The sequence below is a fragment of the Chitinophaga filiformis genome (genome assembly GCF_900102545.1).
Taxonomy (GTDB): domain Bacteria; phylum Bacteroidota; class Bacteroidia; order Chitinophagales; family Chitinophagaceae; genus Chitinophaga; species Chitinophaga filiformis.
Genome location: NZ_FNBN01000003.1, coordinates 730,896 through 750,321, shown reverse-complemented (window position 1 = coordinate 750,321; position 19,426 = coordinate 730,896). Strand labels below are relative to the sequence as shown.

Sequence of the window (19,426 nt, the reverse complement as noted above, 5' to 3'; positions counted from 1 at the left end):
TTAATTTGATTTTAAAGTCGCATAAAAGCTGGCCGCACGTTCAGGGTCGGGTCTTAGTTTACCATCCACCCACTTTACCGGCACAAGGCCGGGTCTGCAGGTTACGGTAAACTTTGTGCCCATAATCCCTCTTGGGTTAAAGAAGATGGTGGACCACCACTGACCATTTTTGTCTTTAAATACATTGTTATGCCCTCCCTGTAAAATAGCCGCATAACGGGGGCCGTAAGGGCCATAAATATTATCCGCTTCTGCCACTACTACATCATAGCTGTATAAAGAATCCTGCCTGTTCTTATCATTCCGCAGATATGAAAAAGTACCATCTGCTTTTTTAACAGACCAGACCGTTTGCAGCAACTGATACCTGTCATTATGTTTCGTGATGAAAACACCTTCTATATATGGGTCCGGGTTATAAGGTGTTTCTATCAGCTTCCGGAACGGCTCAGCAACATCACTTAGATCATCTTTCATCCTGGCGATAAAGTGATTATGCCCTATCAGGTATACCTGGCCTTTATTATCCTCAAAGAGGCTGAGATCAATATTCGGAAATATCGCTTGCTGCTTATTTCCTTTAATATTTTTGTATGGCCCCTCTGGTTTACCTGAAACACTCTCCAGCACAAAAGAACCGGCGCCACCATTCATACAGGCCACTAACAACCACTTATTCTTACTGCTGATGTAATGCAGCTCCGGCGCCCATACAGCGCGATAGAAAGAGTCCAGCCGGTCTTTGTTGGGCGACATAGCACCCGGCTCCAGTGGCTTTCCTTTTTGCTGCCATTTCGCAGCATCCCTGTCAAAGCTCCAGATGAGGCCCATCGGCTCCCATTGCTGCAGATCTTTTGATCGCCACAGATACAGACCATCGTTGTAATCCCAGCAATGTACCCGACCGCCAGGAAACGAACGGCCAGGTGTTGCAGTTGTACCAGTCATGTAATAATATCCGTCCGGGCCTGTCATCACATAAGTATCGCGCATCCACTGATCCATCACAGGCACTACAGATGAAGGTACTGTCAGCACCGGGTTACCTACAGGTGCTGCCGGGTTACTGTATTGACCGGATTGTCCATAGGATGAATACGCAATCAGGCATGCCAGTCCCACAATTGCAAGTCTTAATTTAATCATTTATAATACTTCCTTTAGCTTACTACTATTAATAATCCGGATTCTGCTTACATGCCGGATTAGCATCTATTTCCGTCTGTGGTATTGGGAACAGCTTGTGTTTGTCAGCAGCAACAGTAACGCCCCTCGCTTTCGCCAGTGAAATAAATTTATCATGACGCAGGAGGTCTTCCCTTCTCAGTCCTTCACTGTAAAACTCCCAGGCTCTTTCACGGAGGATCAGGTCTCTGAATACCTCTTTACTGGTAGCCTCCATCGAAGTCAGGTCGGCAATGCCCGCTCTCTTTCTCACCTGGTTGATCAGATCCAGCGCATCCTGTGTAGGACCGCTTAACTCATTCAGTGCCTCTGCACGACTCAGCAATATATCTGCATACCTGATCACAGGTACATCGTTTCCACTATGATTACCCACGGTCGCATTATCCCAGTATTTCAGGCTTCTCACGTTATCTGGCGTAGACAGCAGGTTTACCCATTGGTTGCTTGTATTCACATAGTGACGTATCAGCAGCTTTGACCTATGGTCATTGATCGTATCGAATGTATTGGTGAATGAAGAACGCATCCTGTATTGCGTAGCGAAGTTGGCCATGGAATTTACCCATACATATTCAGGGATCTGATCTGACGTTTTAAAGCCCGGTGGCAGCGCACCTGCTGTATACCAGTTTCCAAAACCGTCCTGGTTCCTGCAGGGCTGTACCATGATCATCTCCTTGTTCCCCTCATTTTCCACCCTGAACATATTCTCGTATACAGGGAACAGTTGATAGTAGTTGAAGCCAATCACCTGCTGACAGGCATCAGCAGCCTCTTGCCATTGCCGGGTATTGAGATAGAATTTTGCCAGTACACTCCAGGCCATACCTTTATTGGCTCTTGCAAAGGCTTCTTCCTTGCCGGGTTCCGGCAGATCGGCGATAGCGCTTGTCAGTTCTGTTTCAATAAAAGTCTTCATCTGTTCATCCGTCGCTCTTGCAAGGCTGGCCTCAGAAGCTGTGGAAGTACGCAGCGGAACAGGGCCAAACCATTTGTATAGCAGGTAGTAAGCATATGCCCGCAGAAACCTTGCCTCAGCAGCATATATCTTCCGGTTTGCATCCGTTGTATTTACATTAGCGATATTCTCCAGTACAATATTCGCATCGCGAACAGCACGATAGGTGGGCGCCCACACATCCGCCTGCAAAGTACCCAGGGAAGCATCCCAGGTAAAATTGATCAGCTGTACCAGGGTCAGGTTCTCTGCACCACCGGTGTTATAACCTACATCTGTAGTTACTTCTGAGTTGTTGATCAGGTAACGTGAAGGTGTTGGATTTTGTATACCTGCATAGGAAGAGAATAATACAGAGCGGATGCCCTTCTCTGTTGTCAACACGTTGCCCGGCGCAAACTCTCCCGGAGGCGTCACATCAAGCGTTTTCTCACATGCAGTCTGAGCCAGCAGGGAAACTATAATAAAAGACAGTATGATAAATTTTTGCATAAAACCGTTTTTAGAATTGAACATTTACCCCAAATAAAAAGCTGCGGGTCATCGGATAAGAACTGTAATCTATCTTCAGGATATCATCACCGATAGAGTTTACAGCCGGATCAATTCCTGAATAGTTAGTGATGGTGAGCAGGTTCTGACCTGTCACATATGCCTGCAGTCCTTTTATTACCTTGTTATGCATCTTGAAGTCGTAACTGAGTCGCACAGATTGCAGACGCAGATAAGACGCATCCTCCACGGTTCTTGAGTTCACCGTTTGCTGTCCCTGTGAAGTAGGATTTACAAATGATGGATATTTGTTGGTAGGATTTTCTGGTGTCCAACGATTCAGGTAAGGTTCTGCCAGCTTGTTTCTACGGAAGCTGACAGGGAAATAACTGTCAATAGCAGCATTGTTCAATATGCTGGAGCCCTGAGAACCTTCCAGGAATACCGACAGTGAGAATCTTCTGAATCCGAATGTATTGGTAATGCCATAGGTGTAGTCTGGTAATGACTTGCCCAGGATAACACGATCATCAGCATTGATCTGTTTATCATTGTTCACATCTCTGTACTTCATATCACCTGGCTTAACGCCTGCTGGTGCATTAGAAAAATCGTCGTGTGTCTGCCATACGCCCAATACTTCATATCCATAGTAAGATCCCAGAGAAGCTCCTGGCTTGATGATGCTGGCATTGGCAATGAAGCCTGCGCCACCGGTAAGGATCTGCGACAAAGGCCCAAGGCTCAGCACTTTATTCTTTACAGTAGACAGCACAGCGCCTACATTCCAGTTAAATCCCTGCTTGCTCCGTATGATATCACCGGCAAGATGCAGATCGATACCGGTATTTTTCATGCGACCGATATTCTGTGTCTTCACGCCGAAACCAGTACTCAGCGGCTGCGGTAAGTCGAGCAACAGATCGGAAGTCCGTCTGTCATAATATTCAATGGAACCGGTAAGACGGTTGTTGAACAATGCAAAGTCGATACCGATATCCGCCTGCTTCGCTGATTCCCATTTCAGATCAGGATTGGCTACACGGGAAGGCGCCAGGGAGGTGTAACGGTTGCCACCGAATACTGCATCTCCTCCGCCGGAGAAAGTAGTGATATAAAGATAGTTGGCGATGGACTGGTTACCGATCACACCATAACTTACCCTGAACTTCAGTTCATCAATAAAACTCACGCCCTTCAGGAAAGATTCTTCATGCATTTTCCACGCCAATGCGGCGGAAGGGAAATAGCCGAAACGGTGATTGGGACCGAACCTGGAAGATCCGTCAGCCCTGAAGCTGGCGGTGAGCAGGTAGCGGTCTTTGAAGGTATAGTTTACGCGTCCCAGGAAGGAAACAATCTTCGTAGAAGCACGGCCACTGCCAATCTGGTTCAATGTGCTGTTGCCCGTACCTATTGCATTATAGGTAAGATCAGGTAAAGCGTACCCGCGACCATTACCGCCAAAGGAATTAGAACCAAAATGCTCATAGGTGCTACCTGCCACTGCATTGACTACATGATCTTTTCCAAAATCCTTCTTATAATTCACCGTAGCCTCCCCCATGTAATAGTTCACATTACCGGTGTTGATAGAAGCGATACCTCCTGTAGGAGATCCAAGTATGGTAGACGGATCCAGCCAGGTGTTCCGCTGGGTAATGTTCACATCTCCTGCGCCCTTCAGTTTAAGCGAAAGGCCTGGTATAAAGAAGTACTCGCCATACACAGTACCGAAAGTCCTGAAACCATCACTGTTGGCATACTGCCCGTTCATCAGGATCAGCGGATGGTCAATGGTGGTCATATAGGGAGAGCGGTTATAGCCGCCGGTCTCATTATACACCGGATAGGAAGGATCATAATTGATGGCGGCATACAATGCACTACCATTCTCATTGACACCTATACCTACGGAGTTGTAATTGTCCCTTATATAAGAGGTATTGAGATTCATGCCGAACGCATATTTCTGCGCGACGCTGTTTTCCAGGTTGAACCTTGCGGTATATCTTTTTACGGAAGAGTTTTTCAGCACACCCTCCTGGTTGAAATAACCCAGGGAAGCGTAGAACCGTGTGTTATCTTTTCCGCCGGAAAAAGAAAGGTCGTGACTTTGCACAGTGGCAGAACGATACAGTTCCTTTTGCCAGTCTACGTTTACAGGGTCGTTGGTCACTCTCTCTGAGGCCACTCCCCCACCGGCATCAATAATAGCGTTCAGCACCTCTTTATATTGCTGGCCGGTCAGCATTTCCAGCGAGTTGGATGCTTTCTGCGTTCCATAGTAAGCGCTGTAGTTAACACTTAACTTTCCGCTCTTACCTTTTTTGGTAGTGATCATCACCACACCGTTGGAGCCACGCGAACCATAGATAGCTGTTGCAGAAGCATCCTTCAATATCTCGATAGACTCAATATCGTTAGGGTTCAGGCTGTTCAAGGGGTTACGGGGATTGGGCGTAGCTACAAAGCCGGAGCCGCTGCCGGTAACAGGAGCAAGGTTGTTCACCGGCATGCCATCTATTACATACAAAGGATCATTACCCGCCGTAATAGAACTGGCGCCACGGATCTTTACACTCATGGCACTCCCCGGCTCACCGCTTTTCTGGTATACCTGCACGCCGGAAGCACGTCCCATCAATGTCTGCTCCACGTTAATGTTGGCACCAGGTGTCAGGTCTTTCGACTTCAGTGATACGAGGGAACCGGTAACGTCCGATTTTTTCACCGTTCCATATCCTACCACTACTACTTCGCCCAGGTTTTCATTCTTTAACTCCAGCGCAACCTCCAGGGTGCTTTTGTCCTGCACAGGAAGCTCCCGGGTAGTATAGTCCATTAAATAGAACATGAGTACGGCGTTGCTGCCTGGTACCTGGATAGAAAAACTGCCATTGGCATCGGAGGTGGTCCTGGTATTGGAGCCTTTTAATAGTACCGTTACATTGCTCAGGGGCGTCCCTTTTTCGGCCGATGTGACCTTCCCTTTGACAATACGGCTCTGGGCATTAGCCAGGAATGCTGAAAATAGCATCAACTTGATAAGCAGCAAACATGCTGTCGATTTTGGCAATTTGTTCATATGACAATTGGTTTTAAAGGGGGTGATGGCAAACAGGATGTGGAATGGAATGTCTGGAGCGGTGGTGGAAACGCTCAATTGTCCCTGGAATCATTAAATATGGCCATAGGTGGTATAGGCCTGGTAAGTAATTATGTAACAAGTACACAAAGCCTTGTTACCGTTTCTGCATAACGTATTTTTTTCTTCATAGCGGAATTTATATTGCGCTATAAAGTACCGTTCAATACGTCGCCCGGGCTGTAATTTTTGTAGCAAAAAATGAGAAAAATGTAGTGGCGGGAAGAGGGGAATAAATACAACTAATTGATTTATAATTCAAATAACCAAAAACAATAATTCCTCTATGAGCGTATCTTACATTCTAGCCTTGTCATATCTTTGAGCGCCTTCGTGGCGATATAAATTAAAATCAGCAAAAGAGCACTGACAAAAATTGCTCAATCGAGTGCCGGATCATATGACACATACAGTAAAAAAAATACTAATCATTAATGGATCTCTCCGGGGAACAACTGGTAATTCAGGGGCAGTAGCGAAGCAGGCGGTACAGGTACTGGTGAATGAACTGCAGCAAGAGGCAACGTTACTGACGCTTACTGATCCTCTGCCTGGCATCCGGGAGGTATATGACCTGCTAGCCAGCTGCGATGGTTTTTTAGTGGTAACGGGGGTATATTGGAACAACTGGAGTTCACCTCTACAGCAGTTTATCGAAGTCGCTACAGCTTTTGAAAATACACCTGCCTTCTTTGGCAAACCGCTTGCCTGTGCGGTGACGATGGATTCGGTGGGAGGTATTGAAGTGGCAGGGAGACTTCAGGCCGTATTTGGAGGTCTGGGCTGCTGGAGCCCGCCCTGTTCTGTAATTGTCTTGTCGCGTACAGGCCAGGAAGCCATGGCTGCCTCCGCCGGTCAGGAGGATGATCCCAATGAAGATGTGTGGCGGATGGCCGACCTTTCTGTCGTGCTGCAAAACCTGGTTACTGCTGCCAGTATGCCACGTAATAACTGGATGGCCTGGCCTCATAGTGAACTCACCGTTCCTGATGGCCCCTGGCCTGGTAAAGGACCGCTTGACATGGGCTCACCAAAGTTCCTACCATAACCGTCGACGACGCATTTCAGGATACGGCAGTTAATCCTCCCCGGGAATAACTGTAGCAACGTGCACATCTTCCATATCAAATGTCAAACCGATCTGCACACCATTGTTGCTCTCAATTACTAATTCTCCTTCCAGCTGGGTGCTTAGCAGATGAATCAATGAAAGTCCTAAGGAACCGCTGGATGCGATATCGAAATTTGGCGGCAGCCCCACACCATTGTCGCTGACAGAGAAAAAGATCCTACTCTCCACTACCCTTAAGGTAATATCTATCTGTCCCTGTGAAGTACCGGGAAACGCATATTTAAAAATATTAGTCACTGCTTCATTCAAAATCAGTCCCAGTGAAACGGCCTTGCCAACATCGAGATCTACTTGATCGATGTTCAAATTAAACCGGATACGCCTGCCTGCACCGAAACTATCTTTTAAATACTCCAGCATCTCATAGATGTAATTTTTGATATTGATCAGTCCCTCATTCTCTCCCTGATATAATTTCTGATGTACTAAGGAAATAGACTTCAGGCGATGCTGACTGTCATTAATAGCCTGAATAGCGGCTTCATTGTTCAGGTACTTGCTTTGGGTATTCAATAAACTCATAGTCAGCTGCAAATTATTTTTTACCCTGTGGTGTATCTCTTTTAGCAGGAATTCCTTTTCGCTTAGTAGCTTGGTTTTCTCTCCAACCAGTTTTTCCAGGGCAGCATATGCCTTACGGATTTCCGCTTGCTGACTTTGCAGGATAGCATTGGTTTTTATTTTACTTCGATAGCGGTTATATAGCAGTGCCAACAGCAGCAGCAGAATGATACATCCCGCAATAATACCATTTCTGACCAATGTCTCTTTTTCAATGGTCTTTGCCTGTAATGCACTTTGCTCTCTCAATAGTTCGTTATCCTTTTCTTTATTCTGCAAGTCAAACTTTGCCTGCATCTCTTCCGCCTGTTTTACCTTTTCGATAGCAAAAGCTGAATCAGCCAGCTTATTATAACGTTGCAGATGTTTCATTGCAGACAGCAAATTTCCCGATGCCGAATCCACCCTGAAGCGTAATAAACTAATTTCCCGGCTGGTGGTCAAATCCCAGTAAACCGGATCATCTTCCAGCATTCTTTTCAGATAAACAGCCGCTTTTTTATGCTGATGACGACCTAAGTAAAACCGGCAGATCTTAATTAAATCAGTGTTTACATCATCGCCAGATCCTAAAATATCCGCATACCGCAGGTAGTAAGATTCAGCATGCTCATAATCTTTCAGTGCCAGGTAACAGTCCGCCGTGGAAAAAGCAAGACTGATCCGGTCATGAATATCCGCAGGCGGCTGCTTCTTATTTACAAGCAATAAAAGGTCAAGCGCTTCCTTCACCTGACCGTCTATGATAAGCTGGTCAGTCAGTTCACCTAATACGTGATATAGCAAGGCTGAAGGATGGTTTAACTGAACAGCCAATGATTTTTTCAGGAACTCCTGATTTTTTTCGTAATTCTTAGCGTCTTTATAAGCTACAGCGAGGCGCCAGTAAAAGGTACCCAGCATTGCAGAGTCCTTTTGTTTCTCTGCAGCCTGTATGGCTGCCATGGCACTTTCCTGTGCTTTAACAAAATCTCCTTTCCAGTGGTAAACGGCCGAAAGCAAGTCGTAGGTAAAATAGATCCTTTTATAGTCTGCAGCTTTGTATATGCGCAGCACTTCGTTCAATTCGCTTTCAGACAATTCATATTTACCCTGGTTTAAGTGAACATCAGCGATCTCTTTCAGTGTTTCAGCTTCTTTTAACCTATTGTGTGTGGATTGGAATAATTTTAATGCATTGTTCAGACAAGCCAGTCTTGTAGCACCAATATCTTCCATTTTGGCCATTTCCACCCATAGGGAGGCTTCCTGCTCCTTATAACCTGCACTGCTGCAAAATTCAATTCCTTTTCTAAAAGCAGCCCTGCCTTTTTCCGGCTCATCGTTATTGTAATACATCACACCCAGGAGCTCTGCTATTTCGCTTTTCATCCAGTACAGGTTCTGTTGATAGATGATCCTCTCAGCCTCCCCCAGGTATTCTCTGGCGGTATCCATATCTTCCTTTATACTCCCAGGCTTATATTCGGCTTTAGTTCCAAGTGCGATAAGGAGCTTCACTTTTACAGAATCTTCCGGCTGCTGGTCAATCAGGCGTAGCAGCTGCTTACTTGGATAATTATAAAGCTCCCTATGCGTCATCCTGCGTATATCCTGCCCCAGACTATAATGGCTGATAAGCAGCAACAGGACAGCCGTCCAATAAATGGCTAAAATTATCTTGCAACGCATGCAGCTTAAATTTTTTGAATTAGTTCTCTAGTCCTGTATTCTTTCAGGACCGGTATCATCAGCTAATTTGAATAGTCTCAATATAAAGTCAGACAGCCTGAGAAGGCTATCATTTTCTCTCGTCAACCACAGATTTTTTTATGCGATTAAATGTTATACGCACAATTCAACCGGCAAAATAGAAAAAAAGTATAAATATTACCTATTTTGTAAACTGATATCCCAACTTGAAATTAAAAACCTAAGAATGTTCAATACCCTTAAAGATCTGGTAGGATTACGGATCGATGATGACAAGATCAAATCATTTATTGAGAACAATGGATTCAAATACCCTAAGAAACCTTTTATTTCGAACCGCAGCACAGACACCTCCTATTGGGTAGAGAATAAAAAGCTGGGAGTTGATTTATTATTTGATGCACGGATCTACCTTGACAATTTTCCCCATATCCAGGGAGATAAAAAGGGAATTTTTATACCTGTGCTGAGCAGTGTGAGATGGTATAATAATAAATCGAAAACCGAATTCCCCCTGGGCCTGGATTTCAATGCTGATTTTGAATCCCTCAAAATGAAACTGGGCGAACCTACTCTAAAGAGTAGCGAGATTTCCCCTATATGGCTGAATGACGATGGAAGTGAAAGCTTTTACAGATGGAAAAAACCTTTAGACAGTGAAAATGATATTGTCTGGGGGCTTGAGTTTACTGATAGGCAAATCATCAAGTATTTTTCTCTCGGACTGAATAACCCCATGCCTCTCTATCATTTTTATTATGAATGGCTGTACGAAAGTTTTGAAAAACTCCTGTCATCGAAGGAATTTTATAATACAGCGCATCTGATGTTCCTTCAGTGGGCTATAGAGAATGATTTAGTAAGAACCGATGAACAGCAATCAGCCGTAGCAAGGGATATTAAAGAAGGAAAGCTGCCTGTTACCGAGTGGATACGTGCCCTTAAAAGAGGCTATATCCTGGAAGATGATTTTTCTGCTGAAGTACCGTTCATTCATGCTTATCTCCAAAACATGAGTGGACACGATATACTTTATACCCGTGATGTTGCATATTCATTCTTAACAACCGCTGAGTTAAAAGAAAATTATTTCGGGGAGGCTGCGACGAAGCAATTAAATGAGATAGCCTATAATGAAAGTAACTATGAAATAGTGAAGTCGATCATTGATAAGCGCCTGGCGGAATATAAAGAGCATAAATTCAGTAACAGCAAACAATTGTAGGGAAACTGTAAAGTAAAAGCGTTATAGTATTATGACTCCAGCGTAAAAGATCATATTACTTATTAACAAGAAGGTATCTCATAAATAAAATGAGACACCTTCTTTACTTTGCCGTTATATGGCGCTTAGGAATTAAGCTGTTCTACTATTGCGGCAGTATCAAGCAAATACCACATTTCAGCAAATTGGCCGCCCCGAACCCTGTAAGATGCGAACTCGGTAAACCTGATAGCGCCACCTGTTGGTGCAGCACCAAAGAAAGTTTTAGCAGGTGTGCCTGTGTCATACAGTCGAACGGCAATACGTTCACCATCTATAAAAAGGTCTTCAATATGCCACTTATAATCGGGGACAACATCTGTAAGCCATTTCAGGGCAGCAAGTACATCTTCCCGTTTATTAGGCTGGCCATTCACCATCACCTCATCTGGTATCAAAGTAGCTACAACATCGAAATTACGTTCATTCAGAGCCGCAACGTAACGCTGATAAAAGTCATGAAGCGTATTATTATTGGCAACCTCAGATACCTTTACCATCTTGTCTTCTGATGCATTCATTTTCAATAATTTTTTGATTGAGTTGTAAAGGTATTTTAAATGGTTACTGAAATATACTAATTTAGTACTTTGTAGTAACTAATAGGTAACTAGTATTTTAATACCGATATGAGAGATCAAAATTTCTGTAACTCGCATTGTCCACTTACAAGGGCCATTGGATCTATTGGAAATAAATGGAAACCTTTAATTGTTCATGTAATCAGGCAGAGAACCGTTAGGTTTGGTCAGATTGATGCTTTCATTCCAACCATTACCCGAAAGGTGTTGACTGAACAATTAAAAGAATTAGAAGAAGATGGAATAGTAAATAGGGTAGCCTATAAAGAGCTACCTCCCAGGGTTGAGTATTCGCTGACAGAAAAGGGATTGGCCCTGTTGCCGATTGTAGATCAGATCCAGGACTGGTATGTTAAGTTTGAAATAGCTTGATGTAGCAATAGGCTGTATTGATCACTGCCCCACAGGACCATTCTTCCAGTACTTTACATTTTTCCAACGGGTTTCAGACCTCGAGCCGGATATATTATATACGCCACATTTGAAATAATGCGTGGCATCTCCACGATCTGCATAGGTGCCTTTAAGTGTTCCGTTCAGGTAAACGTATATCTTTCCGTTGTCCGCATCATGCTGTACGTTTACATGTATCCACTTGTCGTAAGCGCTGGTCATCAATGTTTCGTTGTCATAACGTTTTATAGTACCACCGCTACCCGCATGGATTTTGAGCATAATGGCTGTTGCATTTGTTGCCCCTCCAAACACCTGCATAATATCTGTTCCTGCTGAACCGGAAACAATGTACACGTCTCCTTCAAACTGATGTTTTCCGGAAGTATAATTATTATTCATGCGCAGTTCAGAGCGAGGGCCGGTGCTGCAACCTTCAAACTGACAGGCATCGCCGGGATAGATCCAGAAGCGGTGCTCCCCTCCTGAATAGGTATAACGACTACTCTGGGAGAGATTCCATGGCGTCTGTATAGCGTAGGTGTAGGACGTCTGCGTCCAGCCACCTGTGGGATTTGCAGCGGCAATACTAACCTCGTCTGCCTCGCTGTTTAAAATGGTTGGTTGGCTTATTGCTATTTCAATTGCAGCTTTTCTGCAGGCAGTAAGTAAAAATACAGAGAGTATAAAAGTGCATAGAATAGCTTGAGGGCGTAAAGGGATTAATCCGCCCCAGGGGTTTAATAGGTTCATCTGGCATGTTTTTAATGATTAATAAATAACCTTAATGCCGGAACAACAGACGTGGAAGAAAACATTTAACCAGGCAATGCGGCTATATTCAGGCATCTCAGGTGTTGATAACGCTATCAAAATTTAAAAACTACGCCGCAAATAACTCCGCAGTCCGGCGTTTTCTTTTGTCCTGATTATCTGTAATAACGTATGGACAACTTTTTTTAATAAGCTAACAAACAATGTTGCCCCGCACGGAATTAGTTTTACCGGCTATACTGAAAAAAAGCACTTCTTTACTCAGCTTCCTGCGAACCGTGTTCCGAATATACCCACTGCAAGTTCTGCCCAGATCAGGAAGAAAACAACAAAAAGAACTGCACATAAAACTATGCGGGATTTTGTGCTCTTCGCTTTTCTCATTATCAACTCTAATAGAAGCCCGGCACCAAATAACAGGAAACCAGCCACTATAAAATCGAAGAGGCTCCATTTCACCTCATTGGTAAACTGCATCGCGACCAATGGTACGAGCAATAACAGTCCGGCGGTAAGTATAATACCGGCAAGCCTCTTGTTCTGCACTATCATAGTATTGGGTTTTAAAGAGTCACTATGTAATAAATAAAGTACTTTGTTATTCAAAGTAACTATATATTTTTGAGATTAGCAAATGGATTTTTCTTCCTATTCTTAAAGAATCGGATAACTACATAGGAGATACAGAAAAGACCGGCAGCTTGTCCTGGAGAAAACAGGAGCCAACAGGAAAGATGCCGGATCTTTTAACCAGTTATATTGATCAGTATTTATTTCGAACTCAACTCGGGCTTAAAGATGATGAGTTCTGTCCAACGGAGTTTCACTGCGCCGGCATAGTCTTTCAGCCAGGTATCAAATGCACCCGAACCATAGGCCTCATCATATCTTGCTGCCAATGGTTTGCGGTAATCGGCAGACAATTCTTTTAATCCCTCTCTCAATCGTGTTACAGCAATATAGCCGGGCTCCCCGGAAAAGGCCACAGCGTACACTGCAACGGACTCTTTACCGGCTTCCCATACCTTTTTCAGCTTCCTGGTAAGCTCCTGCACATCGGCAATTTTACCGGGGTTCGCCGTTATATGGTTGATCACTGCCTTGTCAGCATAGTCAGTGAGCTGCACGGTACTCAAATCAGCCTGGAAAACATAATATTCACCGGAACCTCGCCCTTCGATCAACGGCATTATATTATTGTTCCAGTCTGCCGTGTGTGCAGCACTGATATCGCCACGGTTATTAAGAGAATCCCAGGTATTAGGTCCCTCAGTAATCAGATAGCCACCGAAGTCCGGACCTGATTCTATACTCCATACCCGCCAGCTCAAATCGCCTTTGTGGAATTTCTGCGCATGGCTGGCAAGTGCTTTTTCAAATTGGGCGACTTTATCATTCTTTGCAAATACGCGGTTAATTGAAAGTACTGTTTTCGTTTGTGCTGTTCCCAATAGAGGAATGAGCAAGAAAAGAAGGAGAACCTTTTTCATGGTGTATGATTTTGGTGATAAATGATGAACGCTGCCGATAACAGATAAGCTAAAATTGGTTAAGCTTTATACACTGCTACTGTTTGGAACATAGTAATTTCATCGCACTGCTTTGCTTCACTGCGGATCACATTGCTGATACGTGGATTTGCTCAATAGTAACAAATTGGCTTTAAAATTCACATGCTCTTTTGACAATACCTGTATACTATCCCGTCTGTCAGGTAGAAGCCTGCTGCTGTTTTGGAGTTGCTTGTTAACGAGAATCTTGTGTGCAAGGTACGCTATTTTTCAACACGTTACGCGCCATTCGCATCTGAAACAAATGAACAGCAGGATGACCTTTCAGAAGAAAGACGCAACAATAACAACAGACTTATCCATATTAGTCGTCATAGATATACTACCTGATGATATATTAAACTAAATATCCCTATAACCTGCTCCTGTAAAGGGCTCGCAACGCCCCTATCAGATACCGTTTATCAGCTCTCTAAATTTAAAATCCACATTTAAAGTTGTTTTTATTCAAAAAAAGCCTAACTTAATAGTAAAGTCACTTCCTTAAATTCTTTGTTATGGATACTGTTAGAAATATCCTGCAAATAAAAGGAAACATGGTCTACACGATCTGCACAACCTGCTCCGTGTACGAAGCACTGGAAGTACTCGAAGAAAAAAATTTAGGCGCACTAGTAGTAGTGGACGAAAGTGGACAACTGATAGGCATATTCACAGAACGGGATTACGCACGCAAAGTCATCCTGAAAGGACGCTCCTCCAAAGAAACACTAGTCAGGGACATTATGACCGATAGCCCGGTATTTGTTACACCTGATACAGAAGTTGAATACTGCATGCAATTGATGACGAATAAGTTCATCCGCCATCTCCCCGTTATCGAAAACAATCAATTGACCGGCCTTATCTCCATCGGTGACATTCTGAAATATGTCATCAGCAACAAAGACTTCATTATTCAGAACCTCGAACATTACATCATCAGCTAAGTACTAATTACGTTAGACTGTCCGTACCACTTCTACGCTTTCGTTAGTCAGGTATATGGTATGTCAAATCGGATTAAGGACCATCTTTCTTTTCTATTAAAAGGAGAGAATACCCCTGTATTCCTCTTCCGGGAAAATTTTACGTTATGGGAAACGAAACTCAAGGTATTCCCTTATGGCCGCTATTGCTCTATGCTGGCCTGGTAGTAATATTACTTGCTGCTATCCTTTCATTGTCTTATATATTAGGACAACGTCACAACGACCGCGCCACCAACAAGCCCTATGAAGGTGGTATAGAGCAAACCGGCTCTGCCCGTATTCGTTTCTCCGTACAATTCTATCTGGTCGCCATGTTGTTCGTCATCTTCGACGTGGAGGCCGTATTCATCATGCTCTGGGCCCTTGGCTTCTATGACCTCGGATGGCCCGGTTATATCGGCGTAGCGCTCTTTATCGCACAACTTGTAGTCGTACTGATATACGAGTGGGGCATTGGCGCCCTGAACATAGGAGCAGATGCCAGCAAAATATTAAAAGCCTACAAACAAAAACAGAAACAAAATGAAATGGTGGCTAAGTAAGCCAGGCGATCAGTCGGGCCATATCTCGGGAAACGGCAGCATGGAAGAAGCTGTCAGCAGAAGTATTATGCTCACTACCGTGCAGGACCTCCTCGCATGGGGACGCAAAAATTCCATGTGGCCATTCCACTTCGGGCTAAGTTGCTGTTTCGTTGAAATGGCTACCAGTATCACCAGTAAATATGATGTCGCAAGATTCGGTGCAGAAGTGATCCGTGGTACGCCGCGCGAAGCAGACGTCATGGTCATCGCAGGCACCGTCTTTATTAAAATGGTCCCTATTATCAAACGGCTCCATGAACAAATGATGGAACCCCGCTGGGTAATTTCCATGGGAAGCTGTGCCAACAGCGGAGGTATGTATGACATATATAGCGTTGTACAGGGCGTAGATAAATTCCTGCCGGTAGATGTATATGTACCCGGGTGTCCGCCAAGACCCGACGCATTTATGCAGGGATTGACACTACTCGCCGATGCAGTAGGTAAGGAAGCCCGCCCGCTCAGCTGGACTATCGGCGAACAGGGAGTAATAAAACCACATATGCCTTCGATGAAAGAAAGCAGACGCGATATACGTACTAACATGACCTCCTTCAGAGGAATCGACGAAATATAAAACCGGATAAATATGCTGGAGACGGAACATAAAATACTCGGACAACTGATACAACGATTCGGCCCGGACACCTTTCAGGAACAGATAACAGCCGACGGAATACTTACACTATGGACAAGTAAGAGAAGTATTCAAGCCGTTATCGGGTACCTGAAATCAAATCACTTTCTGCTCCTGTACGATCTATCAGGGATAGACGAACGGGACAGGGCCGGCAAAGAGAAATTACCTGTTGCTGATTTTACCGTTGTTTATCACCTGTTCTCGTTCAAATACAATGAGTTCATCCGCATCAAGGTAGCACTGGCAGGCGAATACCCTAGCCTCCCATCCATCACTACCATCTTTCAGAATGCCAACTGGTATGAACGGGAAGTATACGACATGTTTGGAATCCGCTTTGAAGGCCATCCCCATCTGACTCGTCTCCTGATGCCACTCACCTGGGAAGGCCATCCCCTCCGTAAAGAATATCCCGCCAGGGCAACAGAAATGGGACCATTCCACCTGTGGGATGAAAAACAGGACCGGGAACAGGAAGCACTGCGATTCAAGCCCGAAGAGTGGGGCCTGCAGGCACACAGCGAAGACTCCGACTTTATGTTCCTGAACATCGGTCCGCAGCACCCTGGTACCCATGGAGTACTGCGCATCATCCTGCAACTTGATGGAGAAGAGATCGTAGACGCTGTTCCCGAAATAGGTTTCCATCACCGCGGGGCAGAAAAAATGGGTGAACGCCAGAGCTGGCACACCTATATCCCTTATACAGACCGTGTAGATTACCTCGGAGGTGTAATGAACAACCTCGCCTATCTTCTCGCAGTAGAAGAACTGGCAGGCATCAAAGTACCCGAGAGAGTAAAAGTGATCAGGGTAATGCTCTGCGAACTATTCCGCATCAACAGCCACCTGGTATGGTTCGGAACCTTTGCGCAGGACCTGGGTCAACTATCTCCCGTATTCTACATGTTCACCCAAAGGGAAAAGATCTTCGACATCATTGAAGCCATCTGCGGCGACCGCATGCATCCTAACTGGTTCCGCATAGGTGGTGTAGCGCAGGACCTGCCAGCGGGATGGGACAAACTCGTACGTGAGTTTATCACCCACTTCCCGAAAGAACTGAAGCAATATAATGACATGGTGCTACGGAATAGCCTCATAAAAGCCCGTACTAAAGGCATCGGTGTCTATACATTGGAAGAGGCTATCGAATGGGGGGTGACTGGGCCTGGATTGAGGGCCTGCGGATTCGAATGGGACTTCCGCAAAAAAAGGCCCTACTCCGGTTACGAGATGTTTGATTTCGATATTCCCATAGCCCAGAATGGCGACTGTTATGACCGCTCCCTCGTTAGGGTGGAAGAAATGAGACAAAGCCTCCGCATCGTCGAACAATGCCTTAACAATATGCCCGCAGGAAACTATAAGGCAGACCACCCACTCACCACTCCTCCCATTAAGAAACATACCATGCAGGATATAGAAACCCTCATCAATCACTTCCTGAATGTGAGCTGGGGACCCGTTATCCCTCCCGGAGAAGCGATGAGCTGCGTGGAAGCTACAAAAGGAGCTAACAGCTATTACCTGGTGAGCGATGGTAACACCTCATCCTATCGTACACGTATACGCACTCCGTCATTTGCACATATGCAGATGGTGCCATATATCAGTAGAGGTTATACAGTGGCAGACCTGCTTTCCATCCTGGGAAGCGTGGATTATGTACTGGCAGATATAGATAGATAGTGAAATAAACTTTTTTATGCTTACAGCAACAGAAAAACAGGCAATTGACCACGAAATAAGCCTGGTGCCTTATAAAAAGGCATCAGTGATCGAGGCATTGAAAATTGTACAGCAGCACCGCGGATGGGTCAGTGACGAAAGCGTTGAGGCCATTGCAGACTATCTGGAAATAAGTCCTGCGGAAGTAGACAGTGTCGCTACTTTCTACAATCTCATCTTCCGCAGACCTGTGGGCAGACACATTATCCTGCTCTGCGACAGTATCTCCTGTTATGTAATGGGATACCGTGCATTACATAAAGCCCTCGAAGAGAAGCTGCAGATCCGTATGGGACAAACAAGCGCAGACGAGCGATTTACACTGCTGCCCAATGTATGCCTCGGCTGCTGTGATCACGCTCCTGCGCTGATGATCGACAAAGATCTGTACAGTGATGTGGAGCCTGCAATGCTGGACGATATCTTAAAAAAATATGCATAATACAATGGAACGCCCGCTTACCAGGAACATTCATCCCGATCGCCCGCCGCTTAACCTGAAAGAATATGAAATGACGGGCGGATACGCTGCCGTGCGCAAGGTATGTGGAGGAGGTATGTCGCCAGCTGCACTACAGAAGCTGGTACAGGACAGTAACCTGAAAGGACGCGGTGGCGCCGGCTTTAACACCGGCATTAAATGGAGCCTTGTGCCTATGGGCGACCAGGCGCCTCATCCCAAATATCTTGTTGCCAACGCCGACGAAATGGAGCCGGGTACTTTCAAAGACAGACTGTTGCTGGAAGGTAATCCACATCAGCTGATAGAAGGCATGATCCTGGCCGCTTACGCCATCCAGGCAGAAATCTCCTATGTGTTCTTACGCTGGGCATATCACAAGGCGGCAGACCTTATCCGGAAAAGCATCCAGGAAGCATATGATGCCGGTTACCTTGGCAGGGATATCCTGGGGAGTGGTTTCCACCTGGACATGCACCTGCATACCGGTGTAGGCCGCTATATGTGTGGAGAAGAAACTGCCCTGCTGAACGCATTGGAAGGGAAACGCGCCACACCAAGGGCTAAACCGCCCTTTCCGCAGATCAGCGGTTTGTTTGGCAAACCCACTATCGTGAATAATGTGGAAACACTTTGCTGTGTGCCCCATATTGTCAACAATGGCGCTGATTGGTTCAAAGGCCTCAGCTACAGTGACGATGGCGGCACCAAACTATATGGCGTAAGTGGCAAAGTAAAACGACCCGGCACATGGGAGCTACCCATGGGTGTTACCATGCGCGAGCTGATCGAAGAACATGCCGGTGGTATGAAAAATGGATTTGAGTTGAAAGGCGCATTACCCGGTGGCGCTTCTACTGACTTTCTCACTACACAGCACCTCGACATCAAAATGGATTACAAATCTGTTGCAGCCGCAGGCAGTCGCTTAGGCACAGGTACCATGATCGTAATGGATAGCGGCACCTGCCCTGTTGGTTTCGTACATAACCTGCAGCACTTCTTCGCACAGGAAAGCTGCGGATGGTGTACGCCCTGCCGGGAAGGCCTGCCCTGGGTGGAAAAGATCTTGCTATCTCTCGAAAAAGGAGAAGGTACACCGGAAGATCTCGAACTACTGAACATGCATACGCAACTCCTTGGCCCCGGCAATACTTTCTGCGCATTAGCGCCCGGCGCGATGGAACCATTGCAGAGTGCATTGAAATATTTCCGTGATGATTTTGAAAAACATATTGAGCATAAAAAATGTCCGTATGACTGACGAAGAATAGTATAAATACATC

18 protein-coding genes are annotated in these 19,426 nt (G+C 45.3%); 10 read left to right on the top strand and 8 right to left on the bottom strand.

The window, feature by feature from the left end; genetic code table 11:
- Genes BLR32_RS15250 through BLR32_RS15240 form a run of 3 tightly spaced genes read right to left on the bottom strand, consistent with a single transcriptional unit; the run spans window position 1 to window position 5,726 of the window.
- Window positions 1-1,146, bottom strand: a complete 1,146-nt coding sequence (locus BLR32_RS15250) for a family 43 glycosylhydrolase (RefSeq protein WP_089833228.1) — start codon at window positions 1,144-1,146, stop codon at window positions 1-3.
- A gap of 28 nt (window positions 1,147-1,174) precedes the next feature.
- Window positions 1,175-2,638 (bottom strand): RagB/SusD family nutrient uptake outer membrane protein, encoded by a 1,464-nt coding sequence (locus tag BLR32_RS15245; RefSeq protein WP_089834175.1) that lies wholly within the window; start codon window positions 2,636-2,638, stop codon window positions 1,175-1,177.
- A gap of 10 nt (window positions 2,639-2,648) precedes the next feature.
- On the bottom strand, window positions 2,649-5,726 hold the full coding sequence (locus BLR32_RS15240) for a SusC/RagA family TonB-linked outer membrane protein (RefSeq protein WP_089833226.1): 3,078 nt from the start codon (window positions 5,724-5,726) through the stop codon (window positions 2,649-2,651).
- On the opposite strand from BLR32_RS15240, the gene BLR32_RS34035 reads away from it, so the two are divergent.
- Both BLR32_RS34035 and BLR32_RS15235 read left to right on the top strand, forming a co-directional pair.
- A complete protein-coding gene (locus BLR32_RS34035) occupies window positions 5,727-5,900 on the top strand; it encodes a hypothetical protein (RefSeq protein ID WP_176842293.1) in 174 nt (57 codons plus the stop codon).
- 286 nt (window positions 5,901-6,186) lie between these two features.
- Window positions 6,187-6,834: an NAD(P)H-dependent oxidoreductase gene (locus BLR32_RS15235; protein ID WP_089833225.1), complete on the top strand. Its 648-nt coding sequence runs from the start codon at window positions 6,187-6,189 to the stop codon at window positions 6,832-6,834.
- Between the two features lie 30 nt (window positions 6,835-6,864).
- Here BLR32_RS15235 and BLR32_RS15230 read toward each other — a convergent pair whose 3' ends face one another.
- Entirely contained in the window at window positions 6,865-9,150 is a 2,286-nt protein-coding gene (locus BLR32_RS15230; RefSeq protein WP_089833223.1) for a tetratricopeptide repeat-containing sensor histidine kinase, read from the bottom strand.
- Window positions 9,151-9,397: 247 nt separating this feature from the next.
- On the opposite strand from BLR32_RS15230, the gene BLR32_RS15225 reads away from it, so the two are divergent.
- Window positions 9,398-10,396 carry a hypothetical protein gene (locus BLR32_RS15225; RefSeq protein WP_089833221.1) on the top strand — a complete coding sequence of 333 codons (999 nt, stop codon included), beginning with the start codon at window positions 9,398-9,400 and terminating at the stop codon, window positions 10,394-10,396.
- 125 nt (window positions 10,397-10,521) lie between these two features.
- Here BLR32_RS15225 and BLR32_RS15220 read toward each other — a convergent pair whose 3' ends face one another.
- Window positions 10,522-10,956: an ester cyclase gene (locus BLR32_RS15220; RefSeq protein ID WP_089833219.1), complete on the bottom strand. Its 435-nt coding sequence runs from the start codon at window positions 10,954-10,956 to the stop codon at window positions 10,522-10,524.
- A 108-nt stretch (window positions 10,957-11,064) separates the two neighbouring features.
- On the opposite strand from BLR32_RS15220, the gene BLR32_RS15215 reads away from it, so the two are divergent.
- Window positions 11,065-11,388 (top strand): winged helix-turn-helix transcriptional regulator, encoded by a 324-nt coding sequence (locus tag BLR32_RS15215; protein WP_089833217.1) that lies wholly within the window; start codon window positions 11,065-11,067, stop codon window positions 11,386-11,388.
- 21 nt (window positions 11,389-11,409) lie between these two features.
- Here the strand turns inward: BLR32_RS15215 and BLR32_RS15210 are convergent, their stop codons facing one another.
- The 3 genes from BLR32_RS15210 to BLR32_RS15200 form a co-directional block, all read right to left on the bottom strand.
- Window positions 11,410-12,162, bottom strand: a complete 753-nt coding sequence (locus tag BLR32_RS15210; RefSeq protein WP_089833215.1) for a polysaccharide lyase family 7 protein — start codon at window positions 12,160-12,162, stop codon at window positions 11,410-11,412.
- Between the two features lie 282 nt (window positions 12,163-12,444).
- Window positions 12,445-12,735 (bottom strand): hypothetical protein, encoded by a 291-nt coding sequence (locus BLR32_RS15205; protein ID WP_089833213.1) that lies wholly within the window; start codon window positions 12,733-12,735, stop codon window positions 12,445-12,447.
- Between the two features lie 218 nt (window positions 12,736-12,953).
- A complete protein-coding gene (locus BLR32_RS15200; protein ID WP_089833211.1) occupies window positions 12,954-13,673 on the bottom strand; it encodes a hypothetical protein in 720 nt (239 codons plus the stop codon).
- A gap of 578 nt (window positions 13,674-14,251) precedes the next feature.
- Here BLR32_RS15200 and BLR32_RS15195 point away from each other — a divergent pair.
- From BLR32_RS15195 to nuoF, 6 genes are all read left to right on the top strand, one after another.
- Window positions 14,252-14,683 carry a CBS domain-containing protein gene (locus BLR32_RS15195; RefSeq protein WP_089833209.1) on the top strand — a complete coding sequence of 144 codons (432 nt, stop codon included), beginning with the start codon at window positions 14,252-14,254 and terminating at the stop codon, window positions 14,681-14,683.
- Window positions 14,684-14,829: 146 nt separating this feature from the next.
- Window positions 14,830-15,267: an NADH-quinone oxidoreductase subunit A gene (locus BLR32_RS15190; protein ID WP_089833207.1), complete on the top strand. Its 438-nt coding sequence runs from the start codon at window positions 14,830-14,832 to the stop codon at window positions 15,265-15,267.
- Complete coding sequence (locus BLR32_RS15185; RefSeq protein ID WP_089833205.1) at window positions 15,248-15,886, top strand: NuoB/complex I 20 kDa subunit family protein; 639 nt, start codon at window positions 15,248-15,250, stop codon at window positions 15,884-15,886. Before BLR32_RS15190 ends, BLR32_RS15185 begins: the two co-directional genes overlap by 20 nt.
- A 12-nt stretch (window positions 15,887-15,898) precedes the next feature.
- Window positions 15,899-17,641, top strand: a complete 1,743-nt coding sequence (gene nuoC / locus BLR32_RS15180) for an NADH-quinone oxidoreductase subunit C/D (RefSeq protein ID WP_089833203.1) — start codon at window positions 15,899-15,901, stop codon at window positions 17,639-17,641.
- A gap of 16 nt (window positions 17,642-17,657) precedes the next feature.
- Complete coding sequence (gene nuoE / locus BLR32_RS15175; protein ID WP_089833201.1) at window positions 17,658-18,122, top strand: NADH-quinone oxidoreductase subunit NuoE; 465 nt, start codon at window positions 17,658-17,660, stop codon at window positions 18,120-18,122.
- Between the two features lie 4 nt (window positions 18,123-18,126).
- Window positions 18,127-19,404, top strand: a complete 1,278-nt coding sequence (gene nuoF / locus BLR32_RS15170; RefSeq protein ID WP_089834174.1) for an NADH-quinone oxidoreductase subunit NuoF — start codon at window positions 18,127-18,129, stop codon at window positions 19,402-19,404.
- Window positions 19,405-19,426: the final 22 nt, after the last annotated feature.